The sequence below is a fragment of the Paenibacillus sp. FSL H7-0756 genome (assembly GCF_038006765.1).
GTDB lineage: Bacteria > Bacillota > Bacilli > Paenibacillales > Paenibacillaceae > Paenibacillus_AQ.
Genome location: NZ_JBBOVT010000002.1, coordinates 256940 through 282766, shown reverse-complemented (window position 1 = coordinate 282766; position 25827 = coordinate 256940). Strand labels below are relative to the sequence as shown.

Annotated in this window: 24 protein-coding genes; 7 read left to right on the top strand and 17 right to left on the bottom strand. The window is 53.0% G+C overall.

Features of this window, described 5'->3' with window-relative positions:
- Positions 1-117 precede the first annotated feature (117 nt).
- Positions 118-570, bottom strand: coding sequence for a RicAFT regulatory complex protein RicA family protein (locus NST04_RS17965; protein WP_036699099.1), 453 nt, complete (start codon positions 568-570; stop codon positions 118-120).
- 24 nt (positions 571-594) lie between these two features.
- Positions 595-2145, bottom strand: a complete 1551-nt coding sequence (miaB, locus tag NST04_RS17960) for a tRNA (N6-isopentenyl adenosine(37)-C2)-methylthiotransferase MiaB (protein ID WP_341185461.1) — start codon at positions 2143-2145, stop codon at positions 595-597.
- Between the two features lie 175 nt (positions 2146-2320).
- Between miaB and NST04_RS17955 the strand changes: the two genes are divergently transcribed.
- Entirely contained in the window at positions 2321-3103 is a 783-nt protein-coding gene (locus NST04_RS17955) for a MerR family transcriptional regulator (RefSeq protein ID WP_341185460.1), read from the top strand.
- Positions 3100-3576, top strand: coding sequence for a hypothetical protein (locus NST04_RS17950; protein WP_341185459.1), 477 nt, complete (start codon positions 3100-3102; stop codon positions 3574-3576). The genes NST04_RS17955 and NST04_RS17950 overlap by 4 nt, the downstream gene beginning before the upstream one ends.
- Positions 3577-3696: 120 nt before the next feature.
- On the opposite strand, the gene NST04_RS17945 is transcribed toward NST04_RS17950, so the two are convergent.
- From NST04_RS17945 to NST04_RS17925, 5 genes are all read right to left on the bottom strand, one after another.
- Positions 3697-4791 carry an NADH:flavin oxidoreductase gene (locus NST04_RS17945; protein WP_341185458.1) on the bottom strand — a complete coding sequence of 365 codons (1095 nt, stop codon included), beginning with the start codon at positions 4789-4791 and terminating at the stop codon, positions 3697-3699.
- A gap of 108 nt (positions 4792-4899) precedes the next feature.
- On the bottom strand, positions 4900-5745 hold the full coding sequence (gene rhaD, locus NST04_RS17940) for a rhamnulose-1-phosphate aldolase (RefSeq protein ID WP_341185457.1): 846 nt from the start codon (positions 5743-5745) through the stop codon (positions 4900-4902).
- A gap of 70 nt (positions 5746-5815) precedes the next feature.
- Entirely contained in the window at positions 5816-7072 is a 1257-nt protein-coding gene (gene rhaA / locus NST04_RS17935) for an L-rhamnose isomerase (RefSeq protein ID WP_341185456.1), read from the bottom strand.
- Positions 7073-7087: 15 nt separating this feature from the next.
- Positions 7088-8560: a rhamnulokinase gene (gene rhaB, locus NST04_RS17930; protein ID WP_341185455.1), complete on the bottom strand. Its 1473-nt coding sequence runs from the start codon at positions 8558-8560 to the stop codon at positions 7088-7090.
- A 28-nt stretch (positions 8561-8588) separates the two neighbouring features.
- A complete protein-coding gene (locus NST04_RS17925; RefSeq protein ID WP_341185454.1) occupies positions 8589-9740 on the bottom strand; it encodes an iron-containing alcohol dehydrogenase in 1152 nt (383 codons plus the stop codon).
- Positions 9741-10005: 265 nt separating this feature from the next.
- On the opposite strand from NST04_RS17925, the gene NST04_RS17920 reads away from it, so the two are divergent.
- Both NST04_RS17920 and NST04_RS17915 read left to right on the top strand, forming a co-directional pair.
- Positions 10006-10761 (top strand): DeoR/GlpR family DNA-binding transcription regulator, encoded by a 756-nt coding sequence (locus tag NST04_RS17920; protein WP_341185453.1) that lies wholly within the window; start codon positions 10006-10008, stop codon positions 10759-10761.
- Positions 10762-10814: 53 nt separating this feature from the next.
- Positions 10815-11870, top strand: coding sequence for an ankyrin repeat domain-containing protein (locus NST04_RS17915; protein ID WP_341185452.1), 1056 nt, complete (start codon positions 10815-10817; stop codon positions 11868-11870).
- Between the two features lie 31 nt (positions 11871-11901).
- Here the strand turns inward: NST04_RS17915 and NST04_RS17910 are convergent, their stop codons facing one another.
- The 9 genes from NST04_RS17910 to NST04_RS17870 all read right to left on the bottom strand — a co-directional run bounded on the left by NST04_RS17910 (position 11902) and on the right by NST04_RS17870 (position 21253).
- Positions 11902-13194, bottom strand: coding sequence for an L-cysteine desulfidase family protein (locus NST04_RS17910; protein ID WP_341185451.1), 1293 nt, complete (start codon positions 13192-13194; stop codon positions 11902-11904).
- Positions 13195-13300: 106 nt separating this feature from the next.
- On the bottom strand, positions 13301-13495 hold the full coding sequence (locus NST04_RS17905; RefSeq protein WP_341185450.1) for a hypothetical protein: 195 nt from the start codon (positions 13493-13495) through the stop codon (positions 13301-13303).
- Positions 13496-14030: 535 nt separating this feature from the next.
- Entirely contained in the window at positions 14031-14963 is a 933-nt protein-coding gene (locus NST04_RS17900; RefSeq protein WP_341182892.1) for an IS3 family transposase, read from the bottom strand.
- A 5-nt stretch (positions 14964-14968) separates the two neighbouring features.
- Entirely contained in the window at positions 14969-15283 is a 315-nt protein-coding gene (locus NST04_RS17895) for a helix-turn-helix domain-containing protein (protein WP_340750738.1), read from the bottom strand.
- A gap of 327 nt (positions 15284-15610) precedes the next feature.
- Positions 15611-16504, bottom strand: coding sequence for a phosphogluconate dehydrogenase (NAD(+)-dependent, decarboxylating) (gene gnd / locus NST04_RS17890; RefSeq protein ID WP_341185449.1), 894 nt, complete (start codon positions 16502-16504; stop codon positions 15611-15613).
- A gap of 66 nt (positions 16505-16570) precedes the next feature.
- Positions 16571-18109: a glucose-6-phosphate dehydrogenase gene (gene zwf / locus NST04_RS17885; protein WP_341185448.1), complete on the bottom strand. Its 1539-nt coding sequence runs from the start codon at positions 18107-18109 to the stop codon at positions 16571-16573.
- A 177-nt stretch (positions 18110-18286) separates the two neighbouring features.
- Positions 18287-18517, bottom strand: a complete 231-nt coding sequence (locus NST04_RS17880; protein ID WP_341347804.1) for a hypothetical protein — start codon at positions 18515-18517, stop codon at positions 18287-18289.
- A gap of 7 nt (positions 18518-18524) precedes the next feature.
- Positions 18525-19742, bottom strand: a complete 1218-nt coding sequence (locus NST04_RS17875; RefSeq protein WP_341185447.1) for a Ger(x)C family spore germination protein — start codon at positions 19740-19742, stop codon at positions 18525-18527.
- Positions 19739-21253 carry a spore germination protein gene (locus NST04_RS17870; RefSeq protein WP_341185446.1) on the bottom strand — a complete coding sequence of 505 codons (1515 nt, stop codon included), beginning with the start codon at positions 21251-21253 and terminating at the stop codon, positions 19739-19741. Before NST04_RS17870 ends, NST04_RS17875 begins: the two co-directional genes overlap by 4 nt.
- Positions 21254-21433: 180 nt before the next feature.
- On the opposite strand from NST04_RS17870, the gene NST04_RS17865 reads away from it, so the two are divergent.
- From NST04_RS17865 to NST04_RS17855, 3 genes are all read left to right on the top strand, one after another.
- Positions 21434-22540, top strand: coding sequence for a GerAB/ArcD/ProY family transporter (locus tag NST04_RS17865; RefSeq protein ID WP_341185445.1), 1107 nt, complete (start codon positions 21434-21436; stop codon positions 22538-22540).
- Positions 22541-22638: 98 nt separating this feature from the next.
- Complete coding sequence (locus tag NST04_RS17860; protein WP_341185444.1) at positions 22639-23499, top strand: AraC family transcriptional regulator; 861 nt, start codon at positions 22639-22641, stop codon at positions 23497-23499.
- A 118-nt stretch (positions 23500-23617) separates the two neighbouring features.
- Positions 23618-24724 (top strand): glycoside hydrolase family 88 protein, encoded by a 1107-nt coding sequence (locus tag NST04_RS17855; protein ID WP_341185443.1) that lies wholly within the window; start codon positions 23618-23620, stop codon positions 24722-24724.
- Between the two features lie 359 nt (positions 24725-25083).
- Here NST04_RS17855 and NST04_RS17850 read toward each other — a convergent pair whose 3' ends face one another.
- Positions 25084-25725, bottom strand: coding sequence for an alanyl-tRNA editing protein (locus NST04_RS17850; protein ID WP_341185442.1), 642 nt, complete (start codon positions 25723-25725; stop codon positions 25084-25086).
- Positions 25726-25827: the final 102 nt, after the last annotated feature.

Below are 25827 nucleotides of genomic sequence, written 5' to 3'. Positions count from 1 at the left end.
TGTTTGTTGTTCGTATCTTTTAATGTACCAAACCTGTCCGCCCAAAATCAACAGGAGCCGGCCTGCCGGCTTATGTAAAAAGGGACGGATTCACATCCGCCCCCGGGGTGTTCTGCATTAATCTCCGCAGGTGGAGGGCGGTGCCTCGGTGCCTGCTTCCACATTGATTTTATCCGAAACGGTATCCCTGATCACTGAAATCACCATCTGCAGCAGATAATTGATATCGCTCTGGCTCTGCTGGAACTCGTTCACAACCGGGATACTGTCGATCTCATCCTGCAGCTCTTCGATCTCACGTTCAATCTTCTCGACCATGGCCTGATTCTTGAAGCTCTCGAATGCCACGATCTCCTTCTGCTTCTTCTTAATCGTAGCAATGAGTCCCTGCACACGCTCGTGATTCAGAATCTTCTGCTCGGCCTGCTGAAAATGACGGACCTCCTCACTGGTGGAGATGAGTGCAGCCAAGTCCTTCGCCTTGCCCATGATATCCTCCCGGACAATTAAATCGCGGGTATTGTGGGTCTGCATGCCATATTCATTCAGTCGTGCTTCTTCCTGGCTCATTCTTCTCGCCCCATTTCTCTATAATTAGAGGACCGCTGCGGCTTCCGCCTGATAGTCCCCCTGGATGTACCAAGTCTTCGCGCCGGTAATGCTCACCTGCACCAGCGTGCCGATCAGGGAGGACGGGCCTTCAAAATGCACCAGCTTGCTGTCACGGGTACGTCCGGCCAGCATCCGGGCATTATTCTTACTCTCGCCTTCCACCAGAACCTCCACCCGCTGGCCCAGCATCCGCTCATTCCCCAGCCGGCTCTGCTCCTTGATCAGATCATTCAGACGCTGGAGACGCGCGCTCTTGACCTCTGACGGAACATTATCGTCCATCCCGGCTGCAGGAGTCCCTTCACGCGGAGAATAAATGAAGGTATACGCCATATCATACCCTACTTCGCGCACCAGGGACAGTGTCTCCTCGAACTGCTCCTCCGTCTCACCCGGGAAGCCGACAATAATATCGGTAGTCAGCACCGCATCCGGCACGTTTTCCTTAATTTTACGGACCAGCTCCAGATAGGCTTCACGGGTATATTTGCGGCTCATGCGCTTCAGCACAGCTGTGCTTCCCGACTGCACCGGCAGATGGATATGCTCCACCAGATTGCCGCCTTTGCCCAGCACATGAATCAATTTATCGTCAAAATCACGCGGATGCGAGGTCATGAACCGGATACGCGGAATATCGATTCCCCGCATGTCGTCCATCAGGTCGCCGAAGGTATAATCAATGTCGGTAAAATCCTTGCCGTAGGCATTCACATTCTGCCCCAGCAGCGTTACTTCCTTGAACCCCTGGCGGGCCAGCTCCCGCACCTCGGCAATGACATCCTCGGGACGTCTGCTCCGCTCCTTCCCCCGGGTGAACGGCACAATGCAGTAGGTACAGAACTTGTCGCAGCCGTACATAATGTTCACCCAGGCACGCAGACCCTCCCGCTTCTTCGGCAGATTCTCAATGATATCGCCTTCCTTGGACCAGACCTCAATGACCAGCTCGCGGCTGAATACCGCTTCCTTGATCAGCTGCGGCAGACGGTGGATGTTATGGGTGCCAAAAATCAGATCCACGAAGCCGTACCGGCTCATGATCCGGTTGACCACGCCCTCTTCCTGGGACATACAGCCGCAGATTCCCAGGAGCAGGCCGGGCTTCTCCAGCTTCAGTGTTTTGAGATGGCCCAGCTCTCCGAATACCTTATCCTCCGCATTCTCGCGGATCGCACATGTATTAAGTAGAATAATATCAGCTTCACTGCGGTCTTCAGCCGCCCGGTAACCGAGCTGCTCCAGCATTCCCTTCATCGTCTCCGTGTCATGCTCATTCATCTGGCAGCCGTAGGTGGTAATATGATAGCTTTTGCCTGCACCGAAATCTGCCATCTCCGGCGGAATGTCGAAATGATAGAGCACCTCGATCTCTTCCTTGCCCCGCCGCTTGCCTTCCTTGTAATCGGGCTGGCTGTTGATCTGCACGTTTCTGCCTTTGATCCGGTAAGTGGTCTTGCCTTCAGTCTCGCTGATCAGTTTGGCATCCGTGAAATCGAAATACTGCCCGTAATCCTTGCTCCCCTTCACCATGCTAAAGTCACATCCTCTGCTGATGTCCCCGTATTTTCAGAGCTTTTCTAGTGTAAAATTATATCATAAGAATCCCAATAGATACCATTCTATATCCGGGGTCAAGTTGGATTTAAAAGCTTTACTATAACGTATACGTTATCGTTTATAGTGTTACTAAGGAGGGAACGTAACTATGATCCGCATTGGGGAGTTAGCGAAAACCGCAAATATCAGCAAAAGAACCCTGTATCACTATGAACAAATTGCGCTGTTACAGCCCGCACTTATTTCAGAGAACGGATATCGCTATTATGATGCCAAAGCCATCCTCCGGCTTCAAAAAATTCTTTTATTGAAATCGGTCGGCTATACCTTAGAACAGATTAAAGGGCTGTTAGAGAATAAGCATTCTGCGCAAGAAGATGATAATTGGATTGCTTCATTAAACGAGCAGATAGAGCTGATAGAACAGAAGAAGGAAGAGTTAAGCCGCAAGCAGTATTATCTCCGGTCAACCATTCATGCCATCCGGCTCAAGGGAACGGAGAATTTGCAGGATCTGACGCACATCATTAGTGCCATGAATAACCGCCCTTTGAGCGGAGAAATCATACCTGCCGAATTCACGGAGGATTCACCCTTTACGGCTAAGGAAACCGGGATTCTTCAGCATCTCCCTGTGCTTGGCAGCAACAACCGGCAGATGGAGGAGCTTTTGGATATTTTGGAGCAGGCAGTACGGTTAAAGTCCTCATCTCCCTATTCTCAAGAAGCACAACATCTGGCGGGCCGGTTGTACGAGAAGGCACTGGAGCTGTTCGAGGGTGATGCCAAGCTGCTGGATAAGTATTGGGAGCAGATCAGACCCGCTGACGGGGCAGAGCCTGTCGTAATGGGCATGGATCGCGCATTCATGTCCTTTGTAGATGAGATGATCCGCTATTATCTGCACACCAGGAAAGGAGAACAGACATGAGTAACGCTAAACAAATAAAGATGATGTTCAGGAAAATAGGAAGGACAACCCTGCTGGCCAGTGCACTGCTTCTATTATCGGCCTGCGGAATAACACAAGAATCCAAGGATGGAATGACCGCTGAGCCCTCCCCAGTACAGGCTGAACCGGATGCCGATGCCATACGGGTAGAGGTGCTAATTGAAAGTGACAGCGATTCGGCAGTTAATCTGGAGGTGGACATCGATGCCCGGAAGCATCCGGAAAGTGTCTATCTGGATACTATCGAAGTTCCTTACAGAGAGGAATTTACCATCCCCAAGGACGCCTTCATCCCGCTGACCTCCACTAAGGTGCAGGCAGACAAGGATGAGGCGGCCAGCTGGATCAGCTGTACCATTCTGTATGACGGAGAGGTAGTCGCAACTCACAAATCCAGAGGTGATAAAGCGAAGGCTGTTTGCGAGAAGAATTTCCGCTTGGGGCCGGGATAACGGATAAGAATTAGGCTTCACGGACAAAAAAGAACACCCCATGCGGGCAGCCATGAGCTGATAGACTTGAAGTCTAACCTAATGGCTTGGCACAGGGTGTTACAGATCAAGCTCTATTGATTAATACAAAGTCTGGGTCGCCTCGGAGGTGAACGGAATAATCTCGTCCGGCTTGCCCGCCTGCACCTTAGCAGGCCATGCAGGATCGCTGATCAGCGCCCGGCCTACTGCTACCAGATCGAATTCAGCCCGTTCCAGGCGTTCCAGCAGACGGTCGATATTGTCGTCCTGGTCCTTCTCCGTGACCGCACTGGTGAACGCACTATCCAGTCCCACGGAACCTACTGTAATGGCAGGCTTGCCCGTGATCTTCTTCGTCCAGCCTGCCAGGTTAAGCTCCGAGCCTGCGAATTCCGGCTCCCAGAACCGCCGGGTCGAGCAGTGGAAGATATCCACACCCGCATTGCTGAGCGGAGCCAGGAAGCGGGCCAGGTCCTCAGGAGTCTCAGCCAGCTTGGCGTCATAGGCTCCGGCTTTCCACTGCGAGAAACGTAGGATGATCGGGAAATCCGGTCCTACCGCGCGGCGGCAGGCATCAATCACTTCCACCGCAAAGGTGGTGCGCGCTTCCAGATCGCCGCCGTATTCATCGGTCCGGCGGTTGGTCTTCTCCCAGAAGAACTGGTCGATCAGATAGCCGTGGGCACCGTGCAGCTCAATGCCGTCGAAGCCGATGGCTTTGGCCGCCTTCGCCGCCTTGGCAAAGGCACTGACGATGGCCTGAATCTCGCTCTTCGTCATCGGCTCCGTGACCTGCTCTCCGGCCAGATTCAGCCCGGACGGGCCAATGGGCAGCGCCGAAGCGTTAGGCCCTTCACCGATGCTGCGGGCCATGCCGACATGCCAGAGCTGTGGCATGATCTTGCCCCCTGCGGCATGCACCTCGCGCACGACCTGCGCCCAGCCCTCCAGGGCGGCTTCGCCATGGAAGTTCGGGATATCCTGATGGCTGACCGCTGCCGGATGATCAATGGCTGTGCCTTCCGTTATGATCAGGCCTACCCCGCCTTCCGCGCGGCGGCGGTAATATGCTGCCACCTCAGGACCGGGTACGCCTCCAGGGGAATGCACCCGGGTCATCGGTGCCATCACCACACGGTTGCGGAGGGACAGGCCTCCATATTCAAAAGGTTCAAACAATGCAGCAACATTCATAATCCACTAGCCTCCAATTCATACAATGATTACTTTAAGTAAGCATAGTATGACGGTTTCCGGCGGCAAATGCAAATTACTGCCAGTCTAAGAGCGGCTGATAATGTCTTATAAGTCCAGCACGCCGGCTTTCGGAGTCACCCGGAAGGCTGCAGCCAGATCCGCCAGCTGCTGATCGGTAATCTTCTGCTTGATTTCTCGTCCGCCGATCAGATTATAGACGATGGCGGCCTTCTCAATGGTCTCTACTAATCCGAACGTCGCATCCATAGTCTGGCCGGTTACGAAGATGCCATGCTGCGGCCAGATGACCACGCGGTAATCCTTCATTTTATCCGCGGTGGCCCGCCCGATCTCACTACTGCCCGGAACCATCCAGGGAATGACGCTGACGCCATCCGGGAAGACCACCAGACATTCCGTGCACATCTCCCACAGAGTCTTGGTGAATTTCAGCTCATCCAAATCATGGGTGAACGTCATGGCAATCACGTTCGTTGCATGAGTATGCAGCACAATCCGGTGCGCGGGATCTACCTTCAGCCGCTCAATGTGGCTCATGAAGTGGGAAGCAAGCTCACTGGTCGGAATAGCGCCGCTGCGCAGTCCCCACAATACCTCCACGCTCTCGCCGCTGCTGCTGACACGCAGTACACCAAGGTTGGCTTCCGGGTCCTTAATCACATTACGGAAATACTTGCCCGATCCGGTAACGATGAAGTATTTGCCCGCCAGCTCGGTTACAGGGAAGGTAAGGCTGATCGTACGCAGCGGCTCGCGGATATTGATATATTTGGCTACCTCTTCTTCATCCAGGAGGTAACTGACATTGCCCCCGTTCAGCTCATCCCAGCCCAGCGACCACATGTGATGGGTAATTTCGGACATTTCCTCGATAAAAGGCGCAGTGACGCCAGATATATACCCCTTGGATTCAATTACGGATGTACTCATATGCTCTCTCCTTCTATATGCCCCTTCAGCGTGCGGGTACTTGTTATTTTGTGTTTTCAGCAGCTTGATCTTATCTTAGAGCCAATACTTCCTGCTCATAGCTCTTCACTTCAGCCAGCCACCCCTCGCGGACCGGGGTCCCCTGCGAAGCGCAGTAGTAATCCCAGACGGCACCGAACGGATAGGACTTGAATTCTTCCACCAAGGCCAGCCGCGAGGTGTAATCTCCAGCCCGTTCAATGGCCCGAAGCTCCTCTACCGGCTCCAGCATGGCGCGCAGCAGGGCCTTGATCGTATTGCGCGTGCCGATTACCCAAGCCGCCAGATGATTGATACTGCCGTCGAAGAAGTCGAGGCCGATATGCGTGCGCGGCAGCAGATCCCCGCGAACCAGCTCGCGGGCAATCTCCAGCAGCTCATCGTCCATCGTGACTACATGATCACTGTCCCAGCGGACCGGTCTGCTGACATGCAGCAGCAGCTGCTCGCTGAACATCAGGATGGAGCTGAGCTTGTTCGAGATCACTTCCGTCGGATGGAAATGTCCGGCATCCAGGCAGATAGCCTTGCCGCGTGTCAGGCCGTAGCCCATGTAGAACTCATGCGATCCGACCACGTAGCTCTCCGAGCCGATACCGAACAGCTTGCTCTCCACGGCATCGATCGTGTACTGCGGATCCATCTCCTCGCTGAAGATTTCATCCAGCGATTCCTTCAGGCGCATGCGCGGTGCCAGTCGGTCCACCGGAGTATCCTTGTAGCCATCCGGCACCCAGAAATTCGTGACACACGGCTGGCCCAGCTCGCGGCCGAAGTGCTCGGCAATGCTGCGGGAGGCCTTGCAATGCTTAATCCAGAAGCTGCGGATCTCTTCGTCCGCATGGCTGAGGGTGAAGCCGTCCGCCGCCTTGGGATGCGAGAAGCAGGTCGGATTGAAATCAAGACCTAATCCCTGCTCCTTGGCCCATTCTACCCAGTTCGTGAAATGGCGCGGCGCCAGCTCATCCAGATCCACCTGTTCCTTCGTATCGGCATAGATCGCATGCAGATTGACCTTATGCTTGCCGGGAATCAGCGAGAGGGCCTTCTCCAGATCCTGACGCAGCTCATCCGGTGTACCGGCCCGGCCGGGGTAGCTGCCAGTCACGGCAATGCCGCCGCTCAGCTCTTTATCCTTGAACAGGAAGCCCCGTACATCGTCGCCCTGCCAGCAGTGCAGAGATACTTTGATCTGCGCCAGCTTCTCCAGTACCTCATCCGTATGAATCCCATGGGCTGCATATAATTTCTTGGCTTCGTTGTAGATGTTAATGATGCTCTGATCCATGCTGTTGCCTCCTAATTACGTATTGTGAACATTCGCTCCCGGTTGAATCTGCTCCCAGCGGATCAGCAGCTCCGCCAGCTGAGGAACCGGCTGCGGCAGATAAGACGGAATCGCGAAGGACTGGCCGATGATCTGCCTGGCTTCATGGATGTCAGCCATGCGGCCCGCCTCAATCATCTGCACAGCCAGATTACCCAAGGCTGTGGATTCGGTCGGTCCGGCCAGCACTTCCCTGCCGGTAACATCCGCTGTCAGCTGGCACAGCAGACTGTTGTTAGCTCCACCTCCTACAATCTGCAGCACTTCTATGCACTCCCCGGTGAGGTCTTCCAATTCAGCCAGATAGCTGCGGTAGGATAACGCCAGACTGTCGAAGATACAACGGGCCAGCTCGCCCGCCGTCTGCGGCACAGGCTGACCGCTCTCCAGGCAGGCCTGGCGGATCTCCTGAATCATATCGCCGGGCTTAAGAAACCGCGGATGATTGCAGGGAATCAGGCTGCGGAAGGCTGCGCAATCAGCGGCCTGCTCTGCCAGTTCCGCGAAGCTATACCTTTCGCCGTCCAGTCTGCGAACTTCCTGGATCAGCCAGAGGCCCATAATATTCTTCAGGAACCGGTAAGTCCCGTAAGCGCCCCATTCGTTGGTATAATTGGCTGCCATCGCTCTGCTGTCATTGAGCGGGTGATCCAGCTCTACTCCCAGCAGAGACCAGGTCCCGCTGCTAAGATAGGCTGACGCACGGTCCTTCTGAGCAGGCACACCGAGTACCGCAGATGCTGTGTCATGTGTGGCCACGCAGATCAGGCGGCATTCAGGCAGATCATACTGTTCCACCAGCTCCCCTGAGAGTAAGCCAAGCTCTTCCCCAGGCTCGGTCAACGGAGCAAATTGTTCACGCCGCAGACCCAGGAATTCCAGCAGCTCCGCATCGAAATCACGGGTCGCAAGATTCAATAGCTGCGTCGTTGAGGCATTGGTAGCCTCGTTCATCTTCCGTCCGCCGAGCCGGTAATAGAGATAATCCGGCACTAGCAGAATCTGATCGGCCGCCTTCAGCTCTTCCTGGTCATGCGCATATAGCTGATAGAGTGTATTGAAGGGAAGCTGCTGTATTCCGGTCTTGGCGTATACCTTATGCGGCGGAAGCTGCTTCGCGACCTCCTCCATCACCCCGTCCGTCCGGCGGTCACGGTAGGCATAGACCTCATTGATCCGCTTACCTTCGGCATCCAGCAGCACATAATCTACCGCCCAGGTATCAATGCCAACGGTGCACTTGTTAATTCCAGCCAGCTTCGCTTGATGAAGCCCCTTAATAATCTCATCTATTAAATAATCCATATCCCAGAAGCAGGAGCCGTCCTGCTCCGTGAAGCCATTGCTGAAACGGTGAAGCTCCGCAAGCTGGAGGCTCCCGTCCACGAGCTGTCCGAGTACCAGCCGTCCGCTGGAGGCGCCGATATCGACGGCGATATGATAGGTCATAGGGAATCTCCTATTCTATGGAGGTGATTTACAGAATTTTGCGGAATAACGCGATTACTTCATCTTTCGTCGGAATAAAAGGATTACCGGGTGCGCAGGCATCCTTCATGGCATTCTCAGCGAGCAGATCGAGATCTACTTCAGCAACACCCAGCTCGGACAGCTTGGCAGGAATGCCAACCTCCTTGGACAGGGCTTTGATCGCTTCAATGACGTAATCCGCACATTCCTTGTCGCTTCGTCCTTCGGTCTGCAACCCGGCCGCTCTGGCAATCGCTCTGAATTTCTCCGGCACATGCTTGGCATTCTCTTCTTCCACATAAGGCAGCAGCATCGCATTGCACACACCATGCGGCAGATCATAGACCCCGCCGAGCTGATGGGCCATAGCATGCACGTAGCCTAGCCCTGCATTATTGAAAGCGAGACCGCCGAGGAAGATGGCATAGACCATCTGCTCACGCGCTTCAATATCGTGTCCATCCGTCACCGTGCGGGCCAGATTGGCGAAGATCAGCTCCACCGCTGCCAGTGCGGTAGCATCGGTTACCGGATAGGCGCCTGGAGTGACCAGCGCTTCAATGGCATGCGTCAGAGCATCCATGCCCGTTGCCGCCGTCAGCGCAGCGGGCTTATCGGCCATCAGCTCCGGATCATTCACCGAGATGGTGGCGATACTGTTCTTGTCCACCATGACCATCTTGATCTTGCGCTCTTCATCCGTGATCACGTAGTTGATCGTCACTTCACTTGAAGTCCCGGCCGTCGTGTTCACCGCGACAATCGGCAGCGATTTATGCTTGGATTTGTGAACGCCTTCATAATCGGCAATATGCCCGCCGTTGGTGGCAACAATGCCGATGCCCTTGGCCGTATCCTGCGGCGAGCCGCCGCCGATAGAGATCAGATAGTCACATTCGTGCTGCTTCAGGAAATCTGCGCCGTCATGGACATTTTTGCAGGTAGGGTTCGGCTTCACTTCATCATATACCACATACTGAATTCCCGCTTCTTCCAGCACGGCCAGCAGCCTTCCGGCGATTCCGCTCTTCATCAGGAACTTGTCTGTGACCACAAGCGCTTTGTGCAGATTCAGCTCTTGAATGTACGGGGCGATGTCCTTCAGACAGCCCTTTCCCATAATGTTAATTGACGGCACATAATAGACATGAGTACTCATTGCTTAACCAGCCTCCCGGGCGCATAAATAGTATATGAACACTATAAGCATGCTTTCAACCTGTTGACCTTCCCATCGTATCGCCGTTAATCTGTGTTGTCAACACTTTAAACACATAATAAGTTGTTTTAGTTTGTTTATTGTTTGTTTTGTGGAAAATAAGCAATGATTACTGTGGGTTTCAGCGCAATTCGGGTTCACTATGTTGTACAACACAGAAATAACAGGCTATATTAAGACTATCAACTCTGGAAAGGTGATACATATGCTCGCTGCCGAAAGACGCAAAAAAATAATCGACCTTGTCCATCAGGACAAACGGGTGCTGGTCTCCGATCTGAGCCGGATGTTCGAGGTGACGGAGGAGACGATCCGCAGAGACCTGGAGAAGCTGGAGAAGGATGGCATTGTAAGCCGGACCTACGGCGGAGCCATGCTGAACAGGCATACGAATGAGGACCTGCCTTTTCTGACCCGGGGAGCACTCAATACGGATATCAAACGCAGAATAGCGATCCAGGCGCTCGATCTGATTAATGACGGGGATACACTGATGGTGGACCCCAGCTCGACCTCGTTTGAATTCCTGAAGCTGCTGGGTAATAAAAGTAATCTGACGATCATCACCAATTCGATCAACATTCTCCATGAGTTCGCGAGCTCGAGCCACAGCATTATTTCTACAGGCGGCTCACTCCGCCACCGTTCCCTGTCGCTTGTCGGCCCCGTAGCCCATGAGACCATTCAGCGCTACAATGTGGACACCGCCGTAATCAGCTGCAAGGCCCTCGATATGGACCGCGGGGTCACCGATTCCAATGAACCGGAATGTGAGCTGAAGAAATATATGCTCCGCCAGGCACACAAGGTGGTGCTGCTCGCGGACCATACCAAGTTCGACCAGACGGCCTTCGCCAGACTCGCAGAGCTAAGCCGGATCGATGTGCTGATTACCGACCGCAAGCCTTCGGAGGCGTGGCTGAAGGTGTTGTCCGAGAAGAATGTGGAAGTGCTGTACTAAGTTCATGGTAGATCTATCAGGGGAGATTCATCTTAGGGAGGAGAATTAATCAAATGGGCAAAAAGAGAATTACCTTACCCGCGGACTTCCGCGAGCTGGTTAAATCAGGGGATATCGATCTACTTAAGGCTGTTTTTGAGAAATGTGACTGGAATGCAACCTTGGGATCGTACAAAGAACCCGCGCTCAGCATCCGGCAAATTCCGGATGAGCTGGTCCGCTGGCTGGTAGAGCAGGGTGCTGACATCAACGCCAGGGATAAATATCAGCGCACTCCGCTGCATTCGCAGGCCGGACACTGGTCGGGTAATATCCCGCTGTTCCTTGAGCTTGGCGCTGAGCTGGAAGCCCTGGATTATCAGGATGAGACCCCGCTGCACGCCGCTGTCAACTACTACCGGACTGGGGCGATCCGTGATCTTATCGCTCACGGCGCCAACATCCATGCTGTGAGCAAGCGCGGGAATACCCCGCTGGCCAAGGGCTTGATCAATTGCCGGAATGCCGATATCACCGGCATGGCTGAGATCGCGCAGGCGATGCTTGCAGCCGGGGCAGAAGTCACACCGGAGATGAGGGAATCCGTGACGAAGATCGGCAAGAATTTTGAATTCAGCAAAGCTAATTTCAATAAAGACTACCTGGATGATACCATAGCAGCCCTGGACAAGCTGTACAAGCTGTTCGGTGTGGAGCCTGTAGCCGGTCGGGTGATGCATGACGGCGTTTCTAAGATCGAGGTTAAGAGCACAAGGTGGCAGGATCAGCATCAGGAGCTATGGGAGGCGCTCATCCCCGGCTCAGGACCGGCGCTTACCGTACAGGGGGAGGTCATTCGCATCACTGGACGGATCTCTTATGAAATCATGAATAACGGCGGCGGCAACTGGGATGCGGATTTCCGTAAAATGCTCAGCGCACTGCTTCTGCACTTCGCCTCAGGCACGCCTCTGGACCCTGCACAACTGAAGGAAGCTGCGGAATTAGCCGGTTATCTGCGCCATAGCAACGGTAATGATGAACCGGCCAGATTATGCGAATTGGCCGTGAATTGGGTACTAGCCAATCCACAGCCTGTTTCCTTGCCGCAACCGGATTACAAACGCTAAACGCTGAGACATCCGGACCTTGTCCTGCTCCTTATGAAGAAGCGGCTCCCTTGGAGAGCATGATATTCAGAATGGCCTGGTCTGTGGCGGCAAGCCCCTCCTGGACCAGGGTCTCCATATTCTTGATCGTATCCTCCACCTTCTCGAAGATGACACCGTCATTCAGACTCGCGGAGATATTGTTCATAGCCAGGGTGGCAGACTGAATGGCTGCGTTGGTGGCCGTGGAGATTTTGAGTGCACAGGTTGGCTTCGCACCATCGCAAATCATGCCTGAAGTAGAGGCAATCGTATTCTGGATGGAGTGTTTGATCTGCGCCAGCGTTCCGCCCATCAGATAAACAATACCGCTGCCCGCCCCTACTCCGCCGGCAATGCCTGAGCCGCAGAGCGGGGACAGACGGCCAATGTAATGCTTCACATGAATAGTAATCAGATTGCTGAGCGCCATCGCTCTGGCCAGAGTCTCCTCATCCTTGCCGAGGAGCTCGGCCAGGGCAATGACCGGCATAGTGCAGGCAATCCCCTGATTGCCGCTGCCTGCCGTAGTCATTACCGGCATGGCACTGCCGTCCATCCGTGCATCGGATGCCGCTGCCGTTGCGGCGATAATCCGGTTCGCCACATCCGCGCCGAACAGATTGAGGGCGGATTGCTGGCTCATTTTCCGGCCCACCTGGAGGCCATATTCCCCGCGCAGCCCTTCCTCCGAGATCGCCTTATTCATAACCGCTCCCTCAAGCAGGAAACGAAGATCCTCGAATGGTGTATTCTGAACGAAGGCATAGATGTCTTCGAGTGAGACCGAGTATACCTCAGGGTCCAGACTATGCGGGTCGCCGCAGTCGGCCTTGTCCATTTTCGGCTCAAGCCGCTGGCCATCCTTCGCAAGATACTGCACATTCGTGTGCTCTTTTACCAGGATTGCTGTGGCGGTATGGTTCTTGCTGTGTACTCTCGCTTCTATATATAGCTTCTCCGGCGTATCCTTCAGCTCAACCTCCAGCAGCTTACGCTCCAGCAGTCCCTCTGCACTTGCCAGCTCCGCCGGGGTCAGCCCGGACAGAATCTCAAGCTTCCTCTCCGAGCGGCGCACCACCGCACCCAAGGCCGCCGCTATCGGCAAGCCCGTCTGGCCAGTACCAGGAATCCCTACGCCCATTGCATTCTTGATGATATTGCCGCTGAGCAGCAGCTGAATCGCCGTAATCTCCTCTTCCACCAGTTCAGCGGCCAACGAGACGGCATAAGCCACTGCAATCGGTTCGGTGCAGCCTTCTGCGGGCATAATTTCTTTGTGCAATACTTCCAGTAGGTTAATCATCTGTGCATCACCATTCCCTCTGTCTGTCGATCTATGTCTGTATCTATATCTATTTCTTTATATAGTACATCAGATAGACAGTCCGGGGAATCCCCGTTATTACCCATCACCCGCCCAGCTTCACCAGCCGCTTCAGCCCTTCCGTACAGGCCCAGCCCCCCGCTCCCGCCAGAATCGTATTATGAAACAAGCTCCAGGCCAGCGAATACGTCATACTGCCGATAATCACCTCGACCACAATAAACCGCAGGATATCCCGCTTTGTGATCAGATAGACGGTAAACTCCTGATTGTGCGTCACCGGTCACCTCTCCTGTCTATTTCTTGTTTCTGTACTTATATGCTTCTGGCGGGTTGTCTGATGAAAAGTACTGCTCTTTTGGTTTGGGGCAGATCTTTATTGAGGAGTGGGATCAACGTGAGCACTTAGATGAACGCTCCGCAAACAGAACGTTGTTACAATCGCTGTTGTGTCCAGATTTTTTTCATTCCCCTTAGCGGTGAAAATCCGGACACAAAGGCGACCGCTTCGCTTTTCGACAATAGTTTTGCCCGCTCCGCTGTTTAAGCTGGAGACGAAATACATAACATTCCAAATAATACAAACTATTCATCCCAATGATACGAGCTTAGTAACGCTCAATTTTAGCATGGACCAACTGACTCTGAATTTACTGAATGCAGCCCAAAAGAGCTAATGTAGTGTATAAATACACTTGAATTCACCAAAAGTGAGCAAAACGAGCAAATATAGTGTATAAGTACACTTGAATCGGTGCGACCCCCTTATCCCGGAGTCCTCCGTATCAAATCGGTACTTGTCGTAGAAATGCTCTTTATTTCGCTTTTTCTCTCGGCCAGAAGAAGCGGGAGCGGTCTTCTTGGGTCAGGACCCACTCCGCAAACGTAGCTGGCGGCATGTTCCGAAGGCTCGTATGCATTCTGCGGTTGTTGTAAAAGTCCATGTACCGGTCCACCGCTTCATAGGCCTCTTCGAACGTGTCGAATGCCTCTTTGCGGAACAAATCCCGGTCAATATTACTGTGGAACGATTCAATAAAAGCGTTTAAATCCGGCGTTCGAGGCGGAATGCGTTCATGGGTCATTTCCCAGCTTTCACACATGTCGCCAAACAGGTGGCTGACGAACTGTGGGCCGTTGTCGGTGCGGATCACCGGGCGTACGCTGCCAGGGGCGCAGTGTTGCTCCATGGCGCGTCCCAGCGTCTGGCAGGCGTGCTTGGCCTCACACGACGATCCGCGGTGGTAGCCGACGATGACACGGGTAAACACATCGATAATGCTCAGGACAAAGAAATGCCGGTCCCGGCCCGCCACGTACCCGTACTTAATGTCCATCTGCCAGAGCTGGCCTGCTCCGGTAATGACCCGGTTCTCCGGCAGCTTCCGGGGATGCTTAAAACGCTTGTGACGCTGCGGCTGCAGGATATCCAGCGCCTGACACAGCCGGTAACTTTTCTTGTGATTGAGCTTTAAACGGTGCTGGTTCCACAAGCACTTGGCCAGCAGTTTGTATCCGTACACGTGCTCTTCTCCAGCGATTAATTCCAGCAGCCATTCCTGGATTTCCTCGTCGCTAATTTTCGCTCCAGACTCGGTCAGAGAGTAGCCGGGTACGGGTCTTCCGCGCCCCTGGAGTACGGCCTGTGCATCCTGTGACTTGCGTTTCTTACGGTCGTAGTACGTGGACTCTGCGAGCCCGATGAGACGTAGTACCAACGCTGCGGAATATCCCTGCTTAATGAACATCTCGGCTACCTCGATTTTTTCGGATAAGCAGGGGTTGGCTTTTTTAGCAGTTCACGCAGAATCTCAATCTCTAACTCCTTTTCACCGAGCATCTTGACCGCCTTCTCATATTTCTGCTCGACCTCTACCAGGCGCTTCAGTTCCTCTACCTGCTCCTGGGGGTACGGATGATCTTGTTCTCCATGGGCTTCCCGGTAATCCCTCACCCACTGATTCACCGTGGACGGAGTCACCCCATACTTTCGGGCAACCACCGCCGCCTTAATGCCAGATAACACCTCTTGCGCTGCCTTCTCTCTTGTTCCTGTTAAGTGTCCCATACCGTTCATCCTCCTCCTATCTCTAGTCTACATTTTTGTGGGGGAGGACTCCAACTTCATTAGGGGGCTGTGGAGGAATTCCAAGAAGTGAGTAAAAACGAGCAAATATAGTGTATAAGTACACTTGAATTCCAAAAAGTGAGTAAAAATGAGCAAATGTAGTGTATAAGTACACTTGATTCAAGGGGATGTATCCCTTTCACTTCCCGTACGGCCCACCTCCAGCCCGGCTTCCGGCCAAATCCAAAACAAAGAGGCTGCCCAAACAGCCATTGCATGGCTATGGACAGCCCCCTGATATCAACGCTTCAGCCTAGTTGCTGCTGCTTACTTCGACTCCACCGCATGGCCGCCGAATTCGTTACGCAAGGCGGCGACGACTTTGCCGGTGAAGGTGTCGGTCTCCAGCGAACGGTAGCGCATGAGCAGAGCCATGGCGATGACCGGAGTCGCTGCCTGGAGGTCGAAGGCGGTCTCCAGCGTCCAGCGTCCCTCCCCTGAGGAATGCATGACGCCCTTGATATCCTCCAGCTTGGCATCCTTGGAGAAGGCACGCTCGATCAGCTCCATCAGCCAGGAGCGGACCACCGAGCCATTATTCCAGACGCGGGCCACCTGCTCGAAGTCGAAGTCATATCCGCTTTTCTCCAGCACCTCGAACCCCTCGCCGATCGCAGCCATCATCCCGTATTCAATGCCGTTGTGCACCATCTTGAGGAAATGTCCGCTCCCGGATTTGCCGGCGTACAGATATCCGTTCTCTACCGCAGTATCCCGGAACAGCGGTTCAACGACCGTCCACGCTTCCTCATCGCCGCCAACCATGTAGCAGGCCCCACTCCGCGCGCCTTCCATTCCGCCGGAGGTTCCCGCATCCAGGAAGTGAATTCCGTGGGCACCCAGCTCCTCATGACGGCGGATCGACTCTTTATAATGAGAGTTCCCGGCTTCAATGATGATATCTCCCTTGGATAATAGCGGCGTCAGTTCAGCAATAACCGAATCTACAAAAGTATGGGGAACCATGATCCAGAGAACGCGCGGGGAATCAAGCCGTCCCGTAAGCTCCTCCAGGCTTGCTGCCCCGGACGCACCGCGTCCGGCCAATTCCTGCACCGCAGCAGGATTCACATCATACGCTACCACTTCATGGGCATGCTCCAGCAGGTTCTGGCCGAGATTGAAGCCCATTTTGCCTAGTCCAATTAAACCGACTTTCATTACGAATCCCTCCGAATTGTAGTCATATATGAGCTAACTCTGTCCGCTTGCTGTTATCGCCGCCGCTTAGGCTCCAGGCCGGATGACTTCCGGCTCTATCCCTGCTGTCCGGTGAACGCGTGCAGGCTCTGTATTCTCCGGTTCATCCAGCCACCAGTGGAACTCGCCAAGGAGCTGTTCTGCCGCCGCGGGACCGTTAGAGCCGGCAGGATACAGGTGCAGCGGCAGGCTGCCTTCTGCTGTTGCTTCGATTATAGGCTGAACCCATTGCCAGGACAACTCTACTTCCTCCCAATGAGCGAAGAAAGTGGCATCGCCAAGCATCGCATCATAGATCAGATTCTCATAAGCCTCCGGCACATCGGGATTGCCCGGCTCATGCTTAATGCTAACCGGCTCAAGCTCCCCGTGCTGAAGCGGATTCTTGGTATTCAGAGTCAGGGAGATGCCCTCATTCGGACCAATATCAATCACCAGCAGGTTAGGGTCAAGCGGCAGCTTGTTACGGTTCTTGTTATGCACATCATTAAACGGCTCTTTGAATTCAATAACAATCCGTGTGGATTTCTCCTTCATGCGCTTCCCTGTGCGAATGTAGAACGGCACATCGTTCCACAGCGGATCTTCGATCCACAGGCGTGCAGCAATATATGTCTCATTCTGAGAAGTAGCTGCAATCCCCGGTTCAGCGGTGTACGCAGGCACTTGCTGTCCGCGCATCTCCCCGGCTGCATACTGGCCGCGCACTACATGCTGTGTTACCTCTTCAGCGAGCAGGGGGCGGACGGAACGGATGACATGCCGCTTTTTGCTGCGGACGTCCTCTGGTGTACTGCCCTTCGGAAGCTGCATCGCCATCATCATGAGCAACTGGAGCATATGGTTCTGGAACATGTCGCGCAGCGCGCCAGCCTTATCATAGTAACCCGCCCGCTCTTCCACACCCACCGTCTCACTGGCGGTAATCTGAACATTCGCGATATAACGGTTCTGCCACAAGGCCCGCAGCACAGGGTTAGAGTATTTCAGCACCTCCAGGTTCTGCACCATCGGCTTGCCGAGGAAGTGGTCAATACGGAAGATTTCCTCCTCTGCAAAAGCTGCGCTCAAGCTCTCATTCAGCACGCGTGCCGACTGCAGATCCCGTCCGAACGGCTTCTCGATGATCAGACGTTTCCAGCCCTTGGTATCCCCGAGTCCGCTGGCATTGATATTACCGGCAATCTCTCCGAAAAATTCGGGACCGACTGACAAATAGAACATCCGGTTCTGCGGAAGCCCCAGTTCTTCCTCCCGGCGCTGTACATGCCCAAGGAGCTTCACATAATCCTCAGGACGTCCGACATCCAGCACACTATATTCAAAAGCCTGCAGGAAATTCTGCAGCACTGCTGTATCCTCTACCGGACGGCGCGAGAAGGTACGCAGCGAATCCAGCACCTGACGCTGGAACGTCTCGTTGGTGAGTTCCCGTCTGCCCAGCCCAATGACTGAGAGAGGACCGGAAAGCTTGCCATCAGTAAACAGGTTGTATAGAGCGGGGAAGATTTTCCGCTTCGCCAAGTCCCCGGTTGCGCCAAAAAGTACAAATGTAGATGATTCCACTTTCATTCCTCCCGTTGTTATCATTTTATTATATAGTTACTTATTATTACTCAGGAACTTTTATAACACACATCATACGACTATAAAATCAATTCGTCAATCTCAATTCGACATTTACGATAATTACCCAAACATGCCAAATAGCAGGCCTTCTATTTAGAAGACCTGCTGCGTTACTCAGAACCAGGAGGCTACCAGATCATTGAACGGCTTGTAGATCACCATAATCATCAGCAGCGGGCTTGGCACCTTAATTTTCAGCAATGTGCAGCCCGCAGCAGCGAGTCCGCCAATCCAGAGGATGAAGTACACCCAGCGGTCCCGCCGCTTCTGCCTGCCCTTCAGGTTAGGGAGATCAATCACCATACAGCCCACAGCCAGGATGAGGAATACCAGTAACATCAGCAATGCAGGATCACTCCTTGATTTCATCGATGAAAGAATTATCGATCGTTCCAATCCGGTTAATGGTTACAGCGGCTTTGTAATGCACGGGCAGGCTTTTGAGATATTCATCATTTTCTTTCACGCTGGACCATATTTTAGGGCTCTTGCGGTATATCAACTGGCCGAACCCAAAAACATCAGCATTATACCGCTCAGTTATGTTCTTCACTGCCGCTTCCATCCGCTCTACAATCCGCTCCTGCGTCTTCAGCTCCAGCTCATGGATTTTACTCTCGGTATCAATCTTGTCCGGACCTTCAATTTCCTGCACATTGCATAACGCCTCCACACTCAGAAAAATATGCGGCTCGCCGTCAATAATCTTCACCTTACGCTTGGTTGTTGTGTCCAGCGCCTCCATTACAATCAGGCTTCCATTCTTGTCTTTGAAGTACCCTGTATTCTTGGTTACATTATCAATTACGTAATTGTATCCGACGGTTACTGCATCATCCATCCAGCCGATCAGCTTATCCCCTTTGAAAATGGCTACACTTTTATAGCGGAGTCTTGTATCCGGATTGGTCCGTTCAATATTACTCTTGCCGGCGCCTGCCTCAGGATCTCCCTCTATCTCAACGCCTGTCAGGACGGGGTTCCTTCCTTCATAGATCAGATCCTCAATGAATTCGTCCAATGTGACTGCAATAGTCCTGGACGAGATTCTGTAGGACTTGTCCAGTGAACTGAATAGCTTGTTCGCAGGCAGCCGGTCCAGCGGTGTTAGCACTTTCAGCACATTCGCTGCAGTAGACTTCCGCGCCACCATGACGTAGAAATCCATACGAGGCTCGCGGCTTCTCTTTAAAACATCCAGTGTCTCGCCCACCCCCAAGCGTGCCAGTTCCTCACCTATAACCAGCACTCGAATATGGCCCATATAAGGCGAACGTGAACTGACCAGATTGAACTTGCGCAGCGATTCATACACCGTTTTAACCTTGAAGGAATAGAACACTACAGGAACTCCGCTTCCGCCTGAACCCCCGGCACTCTGGGATGTAATCGAGGAAGGGATCACTACCTGCATGGAGACCAGGTAGCCGTCCTCCGCCTTGTCGAGACCCAGTGCGATTACAAATGCCAATTCGTTGAGCTCCTTTCGCTCCCAGCACCCGCTGAGCAGCATAGGCAGCAGCAATATAGGGATGCAAGCAGCCAGCGCCTTCACCATTCGTTTCTTCATCTTAGGTTCCCCCCGCGCTTGGGAGGAGCCTGCCGCTGCAGATTCTGCGTGCGGTTCTGCCTGGGTCTGGTGCGCAGGAGCGGCCAGGTCAGCCTGAAGATGGAATCCTTGAGATCTTCGCGGACGAAGGGGCCGATCGGACTCATATAGGGCACACCAAATGAACGCAGGCTTACGAGATGCAGCACCAGCACGAACACTCCGCATAGAATCCCGTATAATCCCATGAACCCGGCCAGCATGATCAACAAGAACCGTATCATTCTCGCGGCCACTGACATTCCAGCTTCAGGGATAACAAAGCTTGAAATCGCTGTAATCGATACAATGATGACCATGGCCGAGGAGATGAACCCGGCGGCAACGGCCGCTTGCCCGATGACCAGCGTGCCGACGATAGAGACCGCCTGTCCAACATTCTTCGGAATCCGCACCCCCGCCTCCCGCAGAATTTCATAGGTCAGCTCCATCATCACTGCTTCGACAAAAGCCGGAAACGGCACCGTCTCCCGCTGGGCAGCCAGACTGATAACCAGATTGGTTGGAATCATCTCCTGATGATAGGTGGTGATTGCTACATAGAAGGCAGGAGCGAACATCGTCAGGAAAAAGGCCAGAAACCGTACCCACCGCAGCAACGAGGAGATATCCGCCCGTTGATAATAATCCTCTGCCGACTGGAAAAAGGAAACAAACACCGTCGGAGCCAGCAGCACAAAAGGGGTGCCGTCCACGAGAATAGCTACCTTCCCTTCCAGGATACCTCCGGCTATCGTATCGGGACGGTCACTGTTATAGATTGTGGGAAAAGGCGTAGCCGCCGTATCCTGAATGAACTCCTCAATATAACCGCTCTCCAGAATACTGTCGGTATCAATCGCCTCCAACCGGCGCTTAACCTCCTCGACCAGCTCAGGATTGGCAATATGCTTCAAATACATGATTGATACGCTGGTCTGGGTTACACGCCCGATCTGCATCGTTTCGAGCCATAGCTGGCTGTCTTTGATTTTGCGGCGGATCAAGGCTGTGTTGGTTCGCAGGTTCTCCGTGAAGCCCTCCATTGGCCCGCGCACGACCGACTGCGAGTTGGGTTCACTTACATTACGGTCCTCCCAGCCGGGCAGGCCGATGCGCAGCGCTTCTGCCGACCCCTCCACCATGATCATCACATTGCCGGATAACAGATCATGAATGAAGGGGACATAGTCCCGGACGATAGTAACATCTCCAGCCAACAGTACGCGCTTGCTGAGAAGCTCTATTTTCCGCTCAGGACTCTCTGCTTCCAGCAGATCACAGATCCTACCTTCCTGCAGCGAATACAGAATGGAGTTATGCAGCAGCTGATTGTCAATAAGACCATCTATATAGAATACATTAAGCTCCGTATGTTCTCCCAGCTGCAGCCGTTTGCTGACCAGATCTGTGCTCTGGCCGAGCAGCCGGGATAGTTGTTCCTCATTGGCCTCCAGCCGTGCGGATAATTTGCCGTTCGCTTCATCCTTCATGCAGCTTCACCCTCTTCATTTGAGCAATTCGGTACGTTGATAGTTTGGTTGAAACGCTAGTTAATTATTCCGCTGCTGAACACAAGACAATGAGCACATAATTTCTGGAAGGAGCTGTCATACTAAGAAGATTGCAGCAAAGCAACCTTATGACTTGTTAAAGGAAAGGAGGAGCGTTAGGTGGGTATTGAAAAAGAACGAATCAGCACCGCGCAGATGGTCATTCTCGGTCTGTTCACTTTCATCGGGGATATGGCTCTGGTCTATCCGACCACCATGACGGCCGAAGCCCATCAGGATGCCTGGATCGCCGCACTGATCAGCATACCGCTCGGCATGGCCCTTATTTATCTGCTAATCAATGTAGCGAACATCAGTCCAAACCAAACCATAATTGAGATCAGTCAGCAGGTGCTGGGAAAATGGGCGGGCATTGCAGTAGGCTTATTCTATCTGAATTTCTTCGTCCTGGCCGCCTCGACATATGTGCGCGAAATGGAGGATTTCCTGACCACCCAGATCTATGAGGGGACACCGGGCGGAGTCATCCGGTTTATGAGTCTTGTCATCCTGGTGTATGGCCTGCGTCTGGGACTGGAGGTGGTGGGCAGGGCGGCACAGGTGTTTTTTCCGCTGTTTGTCCTATTCCTGGTCTCGCTGATGGTCCTCTTATTTCCGCAGGTTCAGATAGACCGGCTGTACCCGATGATGACCACGCCGCTGCCCGGGATGCTGCATACCATTATGTTTGGGGTCTTTTACCCGTTCGGGGAGCTGTGCGTCTTCTTAATGGTGTATCCCTTTACCCGCAAGAACAGCAAGATCAATCGTGACATCTTCATTGCACTCTTCGCGGGATCCGTTGGGCTGAATCTGATTCTGTTCCTCTCGCTGACCGTGCTGGGCGTCTATTTCTCGGAGCATAATTTCTATGCCGCCTATATCCTGGCCCAAAAAATCAATGTTGCCAACTTCCTGCAACGGCTGGAAGCGCTCATGGCCACCGCCTGGATTATTACCACTTATTTCAAAACAGCGCTATATTTCTATGCCTTCGTCCTGGGGACTGCACAAATGTTCAAGCTGAAAAGCCACCGTCCGCTGATCTTCCCGGTTGCCTTCCTGATCTATGGACTGTCCCAGCTCAGCTCCAATGATATTGTTTTTTATGTAAAAGAAATTCCGGCCTATTGGGTCGATTGGAACCTCACACTCTCCTTCGTTCTCCCATTGACGATCCTTATCGTCTATAAGTTTAGAAAACGCAAACCTGCCTCACAAGGATAAAAGAAGGAGCTGTTACTGTAGCGTTCTCCCGGCAGGTCCCCTATAATAGGAAGCAGTGAAATGTTTCTATTTTGTCATTGTGGGGGATGAACTGCAGCATGATGAAACAGCTGTTCGAGCCTGTACTGTTCGATAACCGGCAGTCGCTGATCTGGGACTACCGGATCTATACCGATGATCATTACAAAGGGTATTACCACTGGCACCAGTGCTGTGAAATCATGTTCGTGCACCGGGGTCAAGGCAGTATTGTAGTCAACCAGCAGATGTATGATATCCGTCCGGGGATGCTATTCTTTTTCCAGCCCTATCAGCTGCACCGGATCTATTCGGAGGTCTCTGCGGAGCGTCCGTTCGTACGCACGATCTTCTATCTCGACCCGCATACTGCCGAGCAGCTGCTACAGGGCTTCCCCAAACGCAAGGCTGTCTTCTCTGCGCTCTGGCAGGGCAATAATCCCTCTTGCGGCTTCGATCTCAGTGACCGTATGGAGACCATGGAATGGATCTGCGCGAATTATAACCAGTGCCGGAGCAAGAGCACCGGGGAAGAGACTGAAGATATCTCCATGCTCCTTCTCCAGCTCCTCAGCTGTCTGGGGACTGGAGAACAGTCGCTGATCCACGCCGGAGACAAGCGGCAGCTTCGCTATTCGGAGCAGATCATGAACTGGATCGAAGCCCATTACCACGAGGAGATTAGTCTGGAGCAGCTGGCAGCAGAGACCCATCTGTCGAAATCTTACGTGTCGCGGATTTTTCATCAGGAGACCGGCGGACGGCTCGTAGATTATCTTACAGCCCGGCGGCTCAAGCAGGCCTGCCGGCTGCTGGAGACCACGGACCTGACGGTGGAACGGATCGGCAGTGCTGTCGGATTCCCGAATCCCTCCTACTTCAACCAGCTGTTCAAGCGGGTGCTTGGCCTTTCTCCGCTGCAATACCGCAAGGGAAGCTGAGAGCCCCTGAGGGAAAACAGGACAATAAAACAACATTTCGTGATATTAAATGACAACTTTCGGTTCGTCTTAGGCGTTATACTGAGGCCATAATCTAATGCAAGTGGAGGCTTCAGCGATGACTACAGCTTATTGGCAGGAAGTAATGAACAAGCTGGATACGAAGGTATCCAAGATGATAGAGCAGTTGGGCGGAAGAAGCCCGCATATGGCCGGAGAAGATGGCCTGTTCGACAATCCCGCTACGGACTGGTGGACCTCCGGCTTCTGGCCGGGAATGCTCTGGGTCATGCAGGATATGACAGGCAAGGATCTATATAAGAACGCTGCATGGGACTTTGACGAAACAATTGGACAATGGTTCGCGAAGCCGACCGAAGAGCTGCATCACGACGTCGGCTTTCAGTTCCTGGCTACTGCGGTAATCAAGCATACGCTGACCGGTGACGCGGAGGGCTTGCGCCGGGGACTTGAAGCGGCTAACTATCTGGCTGCTCGTTATAATCCTGCGGGCGGGTTCATCCGCGCCTGGAACGGGGACAAGCACGGCTGGGTCATCATCGACTGCATGATGAACATCTCGCTGCTGTTCTGGGCCAGCCGGGTAACCGGTGATCCGCGCTACCGTCATATTGCGGTCAGCCATGCCGGGACTGCCATGACGTATGGTGTGCGCGAGGATGGGTCCACCAAGCATATTCTCTCCTTCGATGCCGCTACCGGTGCTTATATTGAGAATTTCGGCGGACAGGGATATTCGCCTGAATCCTGCTGGAGCCGGGGTTCAGCCTGGGGGCTGTACGGCTTCACGAACACTTACCGCCACACCGGGGACGCGCGCTTCTTGAATACCGCCAAGCGCATCGCCCATTACTTCATCGCGGCTCTCCCGGAAGATCACGTCCCGCACTGGGACTTCCGGCTGGCAGATGACAAGCGTATGGCCAGAGACAGCTCGGCCGCCGCGATTGCCGCCTCTGGCCTCCTGGAGCTCGCAGAGCTTGTGCCGCCGGGCGAGAAACGTGTCTATGCGGATGCCGCAGAGCGTATTCTGCGTTCGCTGACCGAGAGCTACGCTACCTGGGAGCAGCCCGGGCATGAAGCCATCCTGCTGCATGGCGCAGTCAGCGGCGACTCCCACATGGATGTGTCGCTGATCTACGGCGACTACTTCTACGTTGAAGCTGTAGCGAAGCTGAACGGCTGGAAGCACCGGGTGTTCTAGTCTGGCTGGAAGCAGGCACAGACAGCTTGCATGGACGCGCGGGCCGAATGTAATCGGAAAACCGATTACATTCGGCTCTGCGTGGGCATGCGGGCTCAATGTTATCGGAAAACCGATTACATTCGGCACTGTGCAGGCGTGTGGGCACAATGTAATCGGAAAACCGATTACATTCGGCACTGCGCAGGCGTGTGGGCACAATGTAATCGGAAAACCGATTACATTCGAGCACTGCGTGGGCGCGTGGGCACAATGTAATCGGAAAACCGATTACATTCGGCACTGCGCAGGCGTGTGGGCACAATGTAATCGGAAAACCGATTACATTCGGCGCTGCGTGAGCATGTGGCCCAGTTGTTTTAAATACATAAATAAATTTCGATTCTTTCTTTCCCTCTCCCGATATTGTTACGCTTTAACTTTATTTCTCCAACTTCACCTGTTTTCTTCAAGTGAGTTCCACCGCAGGGAACCTTTGAGAAGCCTTTAACTTCCCAATATCTTCTTCCATTTCCTTCATCGCTGAAGGCACTAATAATATCTAGGTTTGCCTCAATAATCTTACGGAATTCTTTCTCGATCAAAGAAAATGATTTTGAAATATTCTCGTGCCAAGCAAAATCGATTCGGGCTTTATCCTGAGAGATATGAGCGCCTATTTTCTCAATACCTGTCAACTGTTTATAAGCTAATTCTAATACAACCTCCGCAGCAAAATGTAGTCTCATAAGTCTGTAACGACGATCCCAATCTACGGTCATAGATACTACATCACCAACCTTTAAGTCATGCCCTTCTTCAAGGGTATAAATGATTTCATGACCCTCTTTTTTGGCTTGATGTACAGAATACCCGTGAATCAATCCTGTATCACTCTCTTGTCCTCCAGAGAATGCATACAAGATGGTTCTTTCCACTGTAATGTCATTGCCGTTAACACTGGATATACGAGTATCTAATTTCGTTAAATATGGGTTAGTCCAAAATACTTTTTCAACCATATCAGCACCTCTATACTTATTTTGTTTATTATATTATACAAAAATAACAATATAATAAACAAACAGCGAATCCCCGTCATGGGAGATTCGCTGTTTAAGTCA